We start from the raw sequence: 13,905 nt of genomic DNA on the forward strand, positions 1-13,905 counted from the left end.
TCGCCTGAATCGCAGGCAAGCCAGCTCCCACAGGACCGCGTCGCAACACCTGCTGTCGTCTTATCCCAATAACAAGAATTCCGGGAGCCCGCCATGTCGGTCGATCCGCAACAACTGCTGCGTGAGCTGTTTGCCACAGCCATCGACGCGGCCCATCCGCAGCACGTCCTCGAAGCCCATTTGCCCAAAGATCGCAGCGGTCGGGTGATCGTCATCGGTGCCGGTAAAGCCGCAGCGGCCATGGCTCAGGTGGTCGAGCGCTGCTGGCAGGGCGAAGTGTCCGGCCTGGTGGTGACCCGTTACGGTCACGGCGCCCCGTGCGAAAAAATCGAAGTGGTCGAAGCCGCGCACCCGGTGCCGGATGCGGCGGGTTTGGCTGTCGCAAAGCGGGTGCTGGAACTGGTCAGCGACTTGAGCGAAGAAGACCGCGTGATCTTCCTGCTGTCTGGCGGTGGATCGGCATTGTTGGCACTACCCGCCGCCGGCATCACCCTCGCCGACAAACAGTCGATCAACAAAGCCCTGCTCAGATCCGGCGCGACCATCGGCGAGATGAATTGCGTGCGCAAGCACCTCTCGGCGATCAAGGGCGGTCGTCTGGGCAAAGCCTGCTGGCCGGCCACGGTTTATACCTATGCGATTTCCGATGTACCGGGCGACCTGGCCACGGTCATCGCGTCCGGCCCCACCGTGGCCGACCCAAGCACCTCGGCCGAAGCACTGGCGATCCTCAAGCGTTATGGCATCGAAGTCCCGGCCTCGGTGCGTAACTGGCTGCAAAGCGCGGAATCGGAGACGGTCAACCCCGGCGATCCGAGCCTGGCCCGCAGTCATTTCCAGTTGATCGCCCGCCCACAGCAATCGCTCGAAGCGGCAGCGGTGAAAGCCCGTCAGGCTGGCTTCAGTCCGTTGATTCTCGGCGACCTGGAAGGTGAATCCCGGGACGTGGCGAAGGTCCATGCCGGCATTGCGCGACAGATCGTCCAGCACGGCCAGCCGCTGGCGGCGCCGTGCGTGATTCTGTCCGGCGGCGAAACCACCGTCACCGTGCGCGGCAATGGCCGTGGCGGGCGCAACGCCGAATTCCTGCTGAGCCTGACCGACAGCCTCAAAGGCCTGCCCGGCGTCTACGCGCTGGCCGGTGACACCGACGGTATCGACGGCTCCGAAGACAACGCCGGCGCCATCATGACCCCGGGCAGTTACGCCCGCGCTGCCGCCCTCGGCCTCGCTGCCTGCGATGAACTGGACAACAACAATGGCTATGGCTATTTCGCGGCGCTGGATGCGCTGATCGTCACCGAGCCGACCCGCACCAACGTCAACGACTTCCGCGCCATCCTGATTCTCGAGAGCACTAAACATGACGCCTGACAAGAAGGTCAAAATCCTCGCCACCCTTGGCCCGGCCACCAATGGGATCGACGACATTCGTGAGCTGGTGCAGGCCGGGGTCAATATCTTTCGCCTGAACTTCAGCCACGGCGATCACGCCGACCACGCCCTGCGCTATCAATGGATTCGTGAAGTCGAGCGCCAGCTGAATTACCCGCTGGGGATACTGATGGACCTGCAAGGCCCGAAACTGCGGGTCGGCAAATTCGCCCAAGGCAAAGTGCAGTTGCATCGCGGTCAGGCCTTGCGTCTGGACCTGGACCCGACGCCGGGCGATGAGCGCCGGGTCAACCTGCCCCACCCGGAAATCATCGCCGCGCTTACGCCTGGCATGGACCTGCTGCTGGACGACGGCAAGCTGCGCCTGCGGGTGGTGACCAAGTACGCCGACGCCATCGACACCACGGTGCTCAATGGCGGCGAGCTGTCGGATCGCAAAGGCGTCAACGTGCCGCAAGCGGTGCTCGACCTGAGCCCGTTGACCGCCAAGGATCGTCGCGACTTGAGCTTTGGTCTGGAGTTGGGGGTGGATTGGGTCGCGCTGTCGTTCGTGCAACGCCCGGAAGACATCCGCGAAGCCCGCGCACTGATCGGCGACAAGGCGTTTTTGATGGCGAAAATCGAGAAGCCATCGGCCGTGACTCAATTGCGGGAAATCGCCGAATTGAGCGATGCGATCATGGTCGCTCGCGGTGACCTGGACGTGGAAGTGCCGGCCGAGAGCGTGCCGCAGATTCAGAAAAACATCATCAGCACTTGCCGCCAACTCGGTAAACCAGTGGTGGTGGCGACGCAGATGCTGGAGTCGATGCGTTTCTCTCCCGCCCCGACCCGCGCCGAAGTCACTGACGTCGCCAATGCGGTGGCCGAAGGCGCGGACGCGGTGATGCTGTCGGCGGAAACCGCGTCCGGTGAATACCCGCTTGAAGCGGTGCAGATGATGAGCAAGATCATCCGTCAGGTGGAAAACGGCCCGGACTATCAGGCCCAACTGGACGTGAGCCGACCGAAAGCCGAGGCCACGGTGTCGGACGCGATCAGCTGCGCGATCCGCCGCATCAGCAACGTGCTGCCGGTGGCGGTGCTGGTGAATTACAGCGAGTCCGGCACCTCGAGCCTGCGGGCTGCGCGGGAACGGCCAACGGTGCCGATCCTCAACCTGACGCCGAATTCGCAAACCGCGCGACGGTTGACGGTGGCGTGGGGCGTGCACTCGGTGGTCAACGATCGGCTGCGCCAGGTGGACGAAGTGTGCTCGACGGCGTTGGAGATTGCTCAGGCACAGGGGATGGCTCAACGCGGCGATACGTTGTTGATCACGGCGGGAGTGCCGTTTGGGCAGCCGGGGTCGACCAATTCTTTGCGCATTGAGACGTTGATTTAAAGAACTACTCCTGTACCCCTGTGGCGAGGGAGCTTGCTCCCGCTCGGCTGCGAAGCAGTCGTCGCTTTGGCATGACGGTTTCAACAGAAAGACCGCATTGCTGATTTCAGGGCTGCTCCGCAGCCCAGCGGGAGCAAGCTCCCTCGCCACAGTTTTTGTGCAAGATCCTGGATTTTCTCTGCCCTAGACCCCACCCATGCCTGCCCACCACTTCAACACCCAATGCCCCGACTGGGCCACTGCCCTGCTCAATGGCTTCAGCCAGATCTTTCTCCAGCGCCATCCGCTGTGCGGTCTGCTGTGTCTGTTGGCGATTCTGTTCAGCGCTCCGGCCTTGCTCGGCGGTGCGTTGCTGGGAGGGGTCGCCGGTTTGCTCACCGCGCAACGTCGCGGTTACACCAAGGCTGATCGTCAGGCCGGGCTGTTCAGTTACAACGGTATTCTGCTCGGTCTGCTGCTGAGCCTTTATTTCCCGTGGTCAGCGTTATTGCCGCCGCTGATCATTGCCGCTGGCGGCCTGAGTGCGATGCTCACCCAGCAATGGCTCAAGCATTCGCGCGATCATGATTGCCTTCCCGCCTACACCGCGCCCTTTGTCGGGATAAGTTGGTTGCTACTGTCGTTTGCCGCTCCCCAGCAACCCGCGCCGCTGATCGAAATGACCACACTCAATTTGCTCGCCGCGTCATTGAAAGGGCTCGGTCAGGTGCTGTTTCTCGGTCATCCGCTGGCCGGTGCTCTGATTGCCATGGGTTTGCTGATCGCTGACCGTCGTGCCTTCCTGTGGGCGCTGCTCGGCTCCGCTGCCGGCCTCGGTTTCGCCCTTCTGCATCACGAAACATCAACCGCGCTGCTGGGTTTGAGCGGCTACAACGCCGTGCTTGCCGCCCTCGCTTTCAGCCAAAATCGTCGCCAGCCTTGGCTGCCATTGTTGGGAATCCTGCTGGCGGTGTTGCTCACGCCGGGGTTCGTCGCACTGGGGCTGGCAACGCTGACGGCACCCTTCATCCTCGCCTGCTGGCTGATTCGCGCAGGCATTCGGGTGTTGCGTCAGGCCGCCATGGACAGCGTGCCTTGCGCTACCGGGGAGAATCGACCTAGGCTTCGCTGATTCTTGGTTCAGGCGTTTTCCATGGACAGCAATAAAAACTGGCGTGAAGACCTTTACGTCATCATTTTCCAATCCGATACCCCGGCCGGTCGCCGCTTCGACAGCATTCTGCTGTTGATCATCCTGGCGAGCCTGGTGATCGTGATTCTGGACAGTATCGACAGCGTTCATCAGAACTACGCCGACATACTGGCGTACATCGAATGGGGCTTCACCATCGTTTTCGCCATCGAATACGGTCTGCGCCTGTACTGCTCGCCCAAGCCGCTGCGCTAAGCGTTCAGCTTCTATGGGCTGGTGGATTTGCTGGCGATCGTACCCGGCATTCTTGCGTTGTATTACAGCGATGCGCAGTACCTGCTGATTATCCGGATCATTCGGATGCTGCGGATTTTCCGCGTGCTCAAGCTCAGCCCGTATCTGAAGCAAGCCAACTACTTGATGACGGCGTTGCGCGGCAGCAAGCAGAAGATCGTGGTGTTTCTGCTCAGCGTCAGCACCCTGGTGACGGTGTTCGGCACGCTGATGTACGTGATCGAAGGCCCGGAACACGGCTTCACCAGCATCCCCAAAGGCATCTATTGGGCCATCGTCACACTGACTACCGTGGGATTTGGCGATATCGTGCCCAGGACGCCATTGGGTCAGGTGGTTTCGTCGCTGGTGATGATCACCGGTTACTCGATCATCGCCGTGCCCACAGGGATCTTTACCGCGGAACTGGCCAACGCGATGCGCGGCGAACAATTGCAACACGATTGCCCGACCTGCGAGAAAAACAGTCACGAACACGGCGCAGCATTTTGCTCCCGTTGTGGCAACGCGCTGTTCAAGAAACTGGAATAAGCAAAGTGCTTTTTAATCTTTAAAGGACTATGCGAGCCCGGCTATAGTCGCTGGCAAATTGCCAACACTTTCCATAGAACATGTTTGATAAAACAAGGAATGCGCAGTGAAAAAACTCTTTGGCGCCTCACTTCTGGCTGCTGGCCTGGCCTTGGGCAGCATGGCTCAGGCTGCACCGACCCTGCTTAACGTTTCCTACGACGTGATGCGTGATTTCTACAAGGACTACAACGCTGCCTTCCAGAAACACTGGCAAGCCGAGCACAACGAAAACATCACCCTGCAAATGTCCTTCGGCGGTTCCAGCAAGCAGGCACGCTCAGTGATCGATGGCCTGCCGGCGGACGTCATCACCATGAACATGGCCACCGACATCAACGCCTTGGCGGACAACGGCAAACTGGTCCCGGACAACTGGGTTACGCGCCTGCCAAACAACAGCGCGCCATTCACCTCGGCCACGGTGTTTATCGTGCGCAAAGGCAACCCGAAAGCATTGAAAGACTGGCCCGACCTGCTCAAGGACGGTGTGCAAGTGATCGTCCCCAACCCGAAAACCTCGGGCAACGGCCGCTATACCTACCTTTCGGCCTGGGGTTATGTGCTGAAAAACGGCGGCGACGAGAACAAGGCCAAAGCCTTCGTCGGCAAACTGTTCAAGCAAGCGCCAGTGCTGGATACCGGTGGCCGTGCAGCGACTACCACATTCATGACCAACCAGATCGGCGACGTGCTGGTGACCTTCGAAAACGAAGCGGAAATGATTGCGCGTGAGTTTGGCCGCGACCAGTTCGAAGTGATCTACCCAAGCGTTTCCGCCGAAGCAGAGCCGCCAGTGTCTGTGGTCGACAAAGTGGTCGAGAAAAAAGGCACTCGCGCTGCTGCCGAGGAATACCTGAAGTACCTGTGGTCGCCGGAAGGTCAAGAGATTGCGGCGGCCAACTACCTGCGTCCGCGTGATCCGGCGATACTGGCCAAGTACACCGATCGCTTCCCGAAGGTTGATTTCCTTTCGGTGGAGAAGACCTTTGGTGACTGGCGCACTGTGCAGAAGACCCACTTCAATGATGGTGGGGTTTTTGATCAGATCTACAGCGGTCAGTAATTCCTGAGGCCAATGAAAAGGCGACCTTCATAGGTCGCCTTTTTTTGTGGGAGCTTGAAGACCCAATGAAAGGCCTCTCTCAATCATTCTTCAGAGGCATGATTACTATCACCCTGTTCCCTCTTCCGCCGCTCTAGCCAGCCGATTAGCCTCTGCGCATTCCTTCTTGTTCAACGAGCCCCGTTATGAATCCAACGACTCAGGTGCCCCTCGGTACCGCGACAATGACCCGAGGCATGGTGCTGCTCTTCGCCTTCTGCTGCGGCGCCATCGTGGCCAACATCTACTACGCGCAGCCGATCATCGGCCTGATCGCGCCGGACATCGGCCTGACCGACACCATGGCCAGCCTGATCGTTTCGCTGACGCAGATTGGTTATGCACTGGGTCTGTTCTTCCTGGTGCCGTTGGGTGATCTGCTGGAAAACCGCCGCTTGATGATCATCACCACCGTGGTGGCGATTGCCAGTCTGTTGGGCGCGGCGTTCACCGATCAGCCGAACGTGTTTCTGCTGATCTCGTTGCTGGTGGGGTTCAGCTCGGTGTCGGTACAGATCCTGATTCCACTGGCTGCCCATCTGGCGCCGGAAGAATCGCGCGGCCGCGTGGTCGGCGGCATCATGGGTGGTTTGCTGCTGGGGATTCTGCTGGCTCGACCAGTGTCCAGCGTAATAGCCGACCACTTCGGCTGGCGCGCAATGTTCGTCATCGCTGCGGTATTGATGGCGGCCATCAGCATCGTGCTGGCCCTGACCATCCCCAAGCGCCAGCCTGATCACAGCGCTTCTTATGGCCAGTTGTTGGGTTCGCTCTGGACGCTGTTGCGTCAGCAGCCGGTATTGCGTCAGCGCGCGTTTTACCAAGCCTGCATGTTCGCCACCTTCAGCCTGTTCTGGACTGCGGTGCCGCTGGAACTGTCGCGTAATCATGGGCTGTCGCAAACCCAGATCGCAATCTTCGCCCTGGTCGGCGCCATCGGCGCGATTGCCGCCCCCATCGCCGGTCGACTCGCGGATGCCGGCCATACCCGTATCGCCTCGCTGCTGGCCCTGCTATTCGCCAGCCTGAGCTTCCTGCCCGCCTTCATCCACCCGGTCTACAGCGTTATCGGCCTGGCGGTGACGGGGGTGGTACTGGATTTCTGCGTGCAAATGAACATGGTCCTCGGCCAACGCGCGGTCTACACCCTCGACGCTAAAAGCCGCGGCCGTCTGAATGCGCTGTACATGACCAGCATCTTCATCGGCGGCGCGTTTGGTTCTTCGGTGGCCAGCGCGGTGTACGAGCATGGCGGCTGGTTGTGGATCGTGATTGTGGGTAGTGCGTTTCCGCTGTTGGCGTTGTTGCGGTTTTTGAGTGTTTCGCAGAGACCTGCACTGGCGACGGCTTAAATACCTAAAAGCTTCGCGGGCAAGCCTGTAGCGGTCCAGTTTTTTTAGACCCATCTGTAGGCGCTTGCCCGCGAAGGCGATTCGACTGATACCCCTCAATGCCGAACCAGTTTCTCCATCGCCGCATCCGCGAGAAAGGAGGAGCGGCTTTTGACATTGTGCTCTCGTACATAGCGGTCAATACGCTGGATCACGTAGCCAGGCAGTGTCACGTTGACCTTCTCGGTCTTGCCCAGATATTGCGAGATGTCGAGTTCCAGCATTCCCCAACCCATGTCGGCAAATTCCGGATTCTCGCGGTGTGCAGCCGCTGAGGTCGGCATCGGAATCGACTCCCCGTCTGCCATGATCTCCTGCAGCATGATGTGGGCGATTTCGACTGCCGCGTTGTAAGCATCTTCAAACGTATCCCCGGCCGTTACGGCACCAGGAATATCGGGGATCTGAATACCGATTGCGGTGTTCTCGTCGCCCCACTCGATACAGATTGGGTATTGCATTATGGATCTCCTGCCAAACTGGCTCCCGGGCAATAAAGCCCGGCTCGCCTCCTGATGCTTTTGACCGTCCCGATCGGCAAATCCTTCTTCGGATGAGGGGCGGGTATCGTGTAAGGGTTGTAACGGTGAGTGAAGATGTGATGACTGCCGGTGACCCGCTCCAGTGTCCAGCCCGCCTCTATCAGCTCTTTGATCAATAACCTGCTCTGCACCACCAGCCTCCTTGCTCCGGCCCAACAAAAAGTAACCCTAGAGTTACTTTTACTCAAGCACAAAAACCCGGATCACGACGCTTGGTTGTTTTACAGGGTGTGATTTTTATCGGCCCCCCGAAGGCTCTGTCATTTGTCGATTACGTCCAGGCCTTACTGGTAAAAGAGCCTTAAACAAGCTCTTGTTTCGTTTATTGCGATTTTCGTTTGATTCGAATAGCCTTCCAGCATCGCTACTCAGAATGTTGGAATTTCATCATGTCCTTAATCATCCACCCACCGATCAACCTGCCCATGGCGCGCGAAGTTCAGGCCGCTATCGAAGGCCAGCGCGCCCTCGCTGCCTATCTCGCCACTCAATTCGAAACCCAACGCATCCAGATTTTCGACGAGCAGAATGAAGCTCACAGCGTCGAACTGCCCACTTCAGCCCTTCGATTGCTGGTCGACGTCCTGGCTGCGTTGGCAGAAGGCAATGCGGTAAAGGTCGTCCCGGTTCATGCGGAACTGACCACCCAGGAAGCCGCGGACTTACTCAATGTCTCACGCCCGCACCTGATCAAACTGCTGGAGTCCGGCGAGTTGTCCTACCACAAAACCGGCAAGCACCGACGTGTGCGCTTTGCCGATTTGATGGACTATAAAAACCGGCGCGACACCGCCAGCGAGCAAGCAATGACGCTTCTCGCCGAGCAAGCACAAGTGTTAAGGACAGGATACGAGTGAGGCACTCCCCTTTTACCGCTGTATATGATGCATGTGTTTTGTACCCCGCCCCCTTGAGAGATTTTCTGATGTGGCTCGCGCTCTCAGGACGTTTCAGGGCGCGATGGTCACTGGAGATACACAACGAATGGAAGCGCAATCTGCTGAAAAACCGTCCGGACCTGACAACAGAGCAATTGGATCGCACGTCCGACTTGATGGATCAGGCCATACCCGATGCTTGCGTATCCGGTTACGAAAAGCTGATCGAAGGGCTCACACTGCCCGACATCGATGACCGACATGTTCTGGCTACCGCAATACGCTGCAACGCCAGTGTCATTGTGACTTTTAATCAGAAAGACTTTCCCGACGAAACACTCGGAGCTTTTGGCATCGAGGCCCAGCATCCTGACGAGTTCGTCGATAACCTCTTTGACCTGGACCCGGCAGCGGTTGTCGCGGCAGCACAACGGCAACGCAAACAGCTAAAGCTGCCGCCGATGGGTGTCGGCACCTATCTTGATCTGCTGTTGCGCCAAGGCCTCATTCGGTCGAGCAAGGCGTTGACCCACTATCGAGCCATTCTTTAATCGCCTTCCACAAACCCCAAAAAGCAAAACGGCGATCCTCAGATCGCCGTTTCCATTCACTGCCCGAATTTTCTGCCTAACCCACCCGGCACGCCATGGATGTCCGTCTCTTCCCATGGCCCGTTGGGGCTGATCGAGCGACTCCAGCCGTTGTTCCAGCGGTAGTAGGTGCGCTGGCGGTAGAAGGTGTTGGTCTGATCATCGAGAACGTAAACGCCGAGTTTCGCGTCCCAATGGCTATTACCCCCTGGTGGGGGGGCAAAGCTGGCGGAAGTGCGTGGAATCGGCTTGGACGGTTTGACCGGGATGCTCGGTTTGCTCGGTGTCGTCGTTGGAGGCGGTTTGGTGCTTGGCCCCGATGGCGGGATTGGCGGCAGCCGTGTGGGCTCGGGCTGCTGGACCGCACAGGCGCTTAACCCCAAAACCATACTGAGGAGAGTGATACGAGCGATGGCGGTCATGGTGGTGCTTCCTGTTATTTATCCGGGCTGTCGATGATCAGTTTTTGTTGCGCGGTGGTGCTGGTGGCCAAGGGTTGGCTGCGACCGATCCATTCGCCGGCAGTCGGTTGGCCAGCGCGGGAGATGCGCGCAACCAGTTGGACTTCAGGGAAGTTCGACAGTTTCAACTGCGGCATCATGGCGTCGGCATCACCCAGTTCGACGGTTGCCGGCAAGTCGGCGACGGTCAGACGCTTGGCGGCCAGCGGCGCGGGTGGGCCGGAAATGGCTCGGGCAAAGATGAACACGCTGTCACCCGGTTGGACTTTGGCTTTGAGCTCTGGCGAAAGTTCGACTTGCACTTTGAGCAGCGCTGCAGCTTTAACCGCAGGCGCTTGGGCAACCTTGCCACCGCTGGCTTCCAGCTTCTCGGCGGCCCGAGTAATGCCGCCTTGCAGAGCGACGCGGGATTTATCATCCGGTGGCAGTTGCGCCAGCAGGCGATTCCAATAGTTGATGGCGTCCTGGTAACGCTCACTTTCAAAGGCCGCGATGCCCAGCAGACCGAGGCTGGTGACTTCTTTCGGATCAGCTTTCAGCGCTTCGTCAGTCAGGGCCTGGACCTTGTCTGACCACTTCTTGCCGTCGGCGAAGTATTGGGCCTGGGCCCACTGCCCGAGCAGTTCCGGCTGACGACCAGCCAGAGTCACTGTGCGCTCAAAGATCTTCGCCGCATCGCCCGGACGGTCCTGAGCCATATAGGTGCGGCCGAGGAAGTACAAGCCCTCGGCCGAATCCGGTTGGGTGGCGACCGCACGCTCCAGGCGACGGGTCATCTCTTCCATCGACTGCGGTGCCTGGGCGAACTCTCGGGTCAGCTCGACTTTGTCGCTGGCACCGAAATGCAGGTACAACCCAAGGCCCAGCACCGGCACCAGAATCGCCGCCAGCAATGGCAACGGCTTGCCCAGACGCGACACGCGCGGCGCCTCGAGGCCTTCGGTGTCGGCGAGCAGTTCACGGGCAGCTTCGGCGCGGCCGGTGTCCATTTGTTCGGCGTTGAGCACGCCCTCTTCCTGCTGAGTCTGCAACTCAGCCACGCGCTCCTGATAAAGCGCGACGTTCAGTGCCGTGCGGTCCTCTTCCAGCTGAGCGCGGCGACCACGCAGAACGGGGATCAGCAGAAAACTCAGGGCAACCAGGAGCAGCAGGCCTGCAGCGAGCCAGAAATCAATCATTCTTGGTTTTATCCAACAGGTGGTCGAGGCGCTCGCGCTCCTCGGCAGAAAGCGTGTCCGGGCTGTCAGTGCGTTGCACGCGACGACGGCGGACGATCACGGCGATGATCACAAAACCGCCCAGCAGCAGGCCGGCGGGGCCGAACCAGAGCAGTGCGGTTTTGGCGTTGAGGGCAGGTTTGTAGCGAACGAAATCACCGTAGCGGTCGACCATGAAATCGATGATTTGCTGGTTGTCCTTGCCCTCGCCGAGCATGCGAAAAATCTCTTTGCGCAGGTCGGCGGCGATTGGTGCGTTGGAGTCGGCGATGTCCTGATTCTGGCACTTGGGGCAACGCAGCTCTTTGGTCAGCTCGCGAAAACGCTCACGATCGCCTTCTTTGGCGAACTCATAGGTGTCGATGGCCGCGTGGGCCACACCGGCCATGCTCAAGCCCAGAACAGCGGCGGCAATCCAGCGCTTCATGGCTTGGCCTCATCGACCAGCGCCTGATACTTGGCGGCCAGTTTTTCGCGCCAGACTTGTTCGTCGATCACGCCGACGAATTTGTCGCGGATGATGCCCTTGGCGTCGATGAAGAAGGTTTCCGGAGCGCCGTATACGCCGAGGTTCAGGCCCAGGGTGCCGGCATCGTCCCGGATGTCCAATTGATACGGGTTGTGGAACTCGGCCAGCCACTTCAAGGCATCGGTGTTGACGTCCTTGTAGTTGACGCCGTAGATCACCACGCCTTGCTGAGCTAATTTGTTCAGCACCGGGTGCTCGACCCGGCAGGAAATGCACCAGGTGCCCCAGACGTTGACCAGTGCCGGTTTACCCAGAAGATCCGCTTTGGTCAGGGTTTTGTCACCCTGCACCGAGGGCAGCGAAAACTCAGGGAACGGTTTGTTGATCATCGCCGAAGGCAGCTCGGCCGGGTTCAGGTACAGACCCCGATACAGAAAAACAGCAACCACCAGAAAAATCGCCAGTGGCAACAGCATCAACCAACGTCTCATGCGGTGGCTCCCGTCATGCCGAGTGCTTCACGCACGCGGCTTTTCACCTTGACCCGATAACGGCGATCCAGCGCCGCCAGCAAACCGCCGAAACCTGTAAGCAGACCGCCGAACCAGATCCAGCGCACGAACGGTTTGACATGCACACGAACCGCCCAGGCGCCCTCGCCCAACGGCTCGCCCAGTGCAACGTAAAGGTCACGGGTGAAACCGGCGTCGATCCCGGCTTCGGTCATCACCGAGTTCTGCACGGTGTAGAGGCGTTTTTCCGGGTGCAGCACACTGATTTCCTTGCCATCGCGGATCACCCGCACGGTGCCCTTGTCGGAGGTGAAGTTCGGCCCTTCGAAGTGCTTGGCGCCTTCGAACACAAACTGATAGCCGGCCAGGCTCATGGACTCACCCGGCGCCAGGCGCAGATCACGCTCGGCACTGTTCTGGCTCGACAACACAACACCCAGCGCGCAGACGGCAATGCCCAAATGCGCGATCTGCATGCCCCAATAGCTGCGGGTAAGGGTCGGCAGACCTTTGATCAAACCCTTGTGACGCGTTTTGTCGAAGATGTCCCGCACACCGGCCAGCAACACCCAGGCAGCCAGCATGAACGTCGCCAGCACCGCCCAGTTGAAATCGCCGTAAGCGACACCCGCCACGACGGCCAGCGCAGCGCTGCCGAGCAACACCGGGGTCAACATGCTCATCAGCCATTTGACCGGGGTGTCTTTCCAGCGCACCAGCATGCCGACCGCCATCACCACCATCAGCAACGCCATCAATGGAATAAACAGCGCGTTGAAGTACGGCGGGCCGACCGACAGTTTGGCGCCGGTCATCGCGTCAAGGATCAATGGATACAAGGTGCCGAGCAGGATCATCGACGCGGCCACCACCAGCACCAGGTTATTGCCCAGCAGCAGGGTTTCCCGGGACCAGAGGTTGAAGCCGACATGGCTCTTGACCACCGGAGCGCGCAGGGCAAACAGCGTCAGCGAACCGCCGACCACAAACAGCAGGAAGATCAGGATGAATACGCCGCGCTCAGGGTCGGACGCAAAGGCGTGAACCGACGTCAGAACGCCGGAACGCACGAGGAAAGTGCCGAGCAAACTCAATGAGAATGCGGCGATGGCCAGCAACACGGTCCAGCTCTTGAACACGCCACGTTTTTCCGTGACCGCCAATGAGTGAATCAACGCCGTGCCCACCAGCCAAGGCATGAAGGACGCGTTTTCCACCGGGTCCCAGAACCACCAGCCGCCCCAGCCGAGTTCGTAGTACGCCCACCATGAACCCAGGGTGATACCGATACCGAGGAAGGCCCAGGCCACGATCGTCCACGGACGGGACCAGCGCGCCCACGCCGCATCGAGGCGACCGCCCAGCAGCGCGGCGATGGCAAAGGCAAACGCCACGGAGAAACCGACGTAACCCATGTACAACATCGGTGGGTGAACGATCAGGCCGATGTCTTGCAGCAAGGGATTGAGGTCGCGCCCATCCGTCGGCATCTGCGGCAGGATGCGTTTGAACGGGTTGGAGGTCATGATCAGGAACAGCAAAAAGCCGGTGCTGATCATGCCCATCACTGCCAATACGCGAGCCAGCATCACTTGTGGCAATTGCCGGGAGAACACGGACACCGCGAAGGTCCAGCCGCCGAGGATCAGTGCCCACAGCAGCAATGAACCTTCGTGAGCGCCCCAGACGGCACTGAATTTGTAGTACCACGGCAGCGCACTGTTGGAGTTGCTGGCCACATAAGCGACGGAGAAGTCGTCCGCCATGAACGCGTAAGTCAGGCAACCGAAAGCGAACAGCAAAAACGCGAACTGCCCCCATGCTGCGGGCTGAGCCAGGCTCATCCACAGACGGTCGCCACGCCAGGCACCGAGCAACGGCACCACGGCTTGAACCAGCGCAAAACACAGCGCCAGGATCATGGCCAAGTGGCCGAGTTCGGGGATAAAGATGCCGGAAGTCATG

At 59.6% G+C, this 13,905-nt stretch carries 14 protein-coding genes and 1 pseudogene; 8 read left to right on the forward strand and 7 right to left on the reverse strand.

The window, feature by feature from the left end:
- Positions 1-93: 93 nt before the first annotated feature.
- The 6 genes and pseudogenes from AB7M26_RS26840 to AB7M26_RS26865 all read left to right on the forward strand — a co-directional run bounded on the left by AB7M26_RS26840 (position 94) and on the right by AB7M26_RS26865 (position 7,232).
- Positions 94-1,374 (forward strand): glycerate kinase type-2 family protein, encoded by a 1,281-nt coding sequence (locus AB7M26_RS26840; RefSeq protein WP_123496101.1) that lies wholly within the window; start codon positions 94-96, stop codon positions 1,372-1,374.
- Positions 1,364-2,779, forward strand: a complete 1,416-nt coding sequence (gene pyk / locus AB7M26_RS26845; RefSeq protein WP_429386938.1) for a pyruvate kinase — start codon at positions 1,364-1,366, stop codon at positions 2,777-2,779. Before AB7M26_RS26840 ends, pyk begins: the two co-directional genes overlap by 11 nt.
- Before the next feature lie 196 nt (positions 2,780-2,975).
- Positions 2,976-3,890 (forward strand): urea transporter, encoded by a 915-nt coding sequence (locus tag AB7M26_RS26850; RefSeq protein ID WP_123496097.1) that lies wholly within the window; start codon positions 2,976-2,978, stop codon positions 3,888-3,890.
- A gap of 21 nt (positions 3,891-3,911) precedes the next feature.
- A pseudogene (locus AB7M26_RS26855) lies at positions 3,912-4,736 on the forward strand (ion transporter).
- Between the two features lie 106 nt (positions 4,737-4,842).
- The gene (locus AB7M26_RS26860) at positions 4,843-5,841 is read left to right on the forward strand and encodes a sulfate ABC transporter substrate-binding protein (RefSeq protein ID WP_123496093.1); all 999 of its coding nucleotides are present in this window, start codon (positions 4,843-4,845) and stop codon (positions 5,839-5,841) included.
- Positions 5,842-6,026: 185 nt separating this feature from the next.
- Positions 6,027-7,232 (forward strand): MFS transporter, encoded by a 1,206-nt coding sequence (locus AB7M26_RS26865; protein ID WP_429386942.1) that lies wholly within the window; start codon positions 6,027-6,029, stop codon positions 7,230-7,232.
- A 95-nt stretch (positions 7,233-7,327) separates the two neighbouring features.
- Here the strand turns inward: AB7M26_RS26865 and AB7M26_RS26870 are convergent, their stop codons facing one another.
- On the reverse strand, positions 7,328-7,732 hold the full coding sequence (locus AB7M26_RS26870) for a type II toxin-antitoxin system HicB family antitoxin (protein WP_007894254.1): 405 nt from the start codon (positions 7,730-7,732) through the stop codon (positions 7,328-7,330).
- The gene (locus AB7M26_RS26875; protein ID WP_429377468.1) at positions 7,732-7,944 is read right to left on the reverse strand and encodes a type II toxin-antitoxin system HicA family toxin; all 213 of its coding nucleotides are present in this window, start codon (positions 7,942-7,944) and stop codon (positions 7,732-7,734) included. The genes AB7M26_RS26870 and AB7M26_RS26875 overlap by 1 nt, the downstream gene beginning before the upstream one ends.
- 258 nt (positions 7,945-8,202) lie before the next feature.
- Here AB7M26_RS26875 and AB7M26_RS26880 point away from each other — a divergent pair, with 258 nt between their 5' ends.
- The gene (locus tag AB7M26_RS26880; protein WP_123496085.1) at positions 8,203-8,670 is read left to right on the forward strand and encodes a helix-turn-helix domain-containing protein; all 468 of its coding nucleotides are present in this window, start codon (positions 8,203-8,205) and stop codon (positions 8,668-8,670) included.
- Entirely contained in the window at positions 8,667-9,242 is a 576-nt protein-coding gene (locus AB7M26_RS26885) for a PIN domain-containing protein (protein ID WP_123496083.1), read from the forward strand. The genes AB7M26_RS26880 and AB7M26_RS26885 overlap by 4 nt, the downstream gene beginning before the upstream one ends.
- Before the next feature lie 56 nt (positions 9,243-9,298).
- Here the strand turns inward: AB7M26_RS26885 and AB7M26_RS26890 are convergent, their stop codons facing one another.
- The 5 genes from AB7M26_RS26890 to AB7M26_RS26910 are packed head-to-tail and all read right to left on the reverse strand — an operon-like array spanning position 9,299 to position 13,904.
- Positions 9,299-9,703 carry a hypothetical protein gene (locus AB7M26_RS26890; protein WP_123496081.1) on the reverse strand — a complete coding sequence of 135 codons (405 nt, stop codon included), beginning with the start codon at positions 9,701-9,703 and terminating at the stop codon, positions 9,299-9,301.
- Between the two features lie 14 nt (positions 9,704-9,717).
- On the reverse strand, positions 9,718-10,920 hold the full coding sequence (gene ccmI / locus AB7M26_RS26895) for a c-type cytochrome biogenesis protein CcmI (protein WP_123496079.1): 1,203 nt from the start codon (positions 10,918-10,920) through the stop codon (positions 9,718-9,720).
- The gene (locus AB7M26_RS26900; RefSeq protein WP_007894247.1) at positions 10,913-11,386 is read right to left on the reverse strand and encodes a cytochrome c-type biogenesis protein; all 474 of its coding nucleotides are present in this window, start codon (positions 11,384-11,386) and stop codon (positions 10,913-10,915) included. Before AB7M26_RS26900 ends, ccmI begins: the two co-directional genes overlap by 8 nt.
- On the reverse strand, positions 11,383-11,919 hold the full coding sequence (locus AB7M26_RS26905; protein ID WP_063342928.1) for a DsbE family thiol:disulfide interchange protein: 537 nt from the start codon (positions 11,917-11,919) through the stop codon (positions 11,383-11,385). The genes AB7M26_RS26900 and AB7M26_RS26905 overlap by 4 nt, the downstream gene beginning before the upstream one ends.
- A complete protein-coding gene (locus AB7M26_RS26910; RefSeq protein WP_123496077.1) occupies positions 11,916-13,904 on the reverse strand; it encodes a heme lyase CcmF/NrfE family subunit in 1,989 nt (662 codons plus the stop codon). Before AB7M26_RS26910 ends, AB7M26_RS26905 begins: the two co-directional genes overlap by 4 nt.
- Between the last annotated feature and the right edge of the window lies 1 nt (position 13,905).

Source organism: Pseudomonas sp. F-14 TE3482 (genome assembly GCF_053629455.1).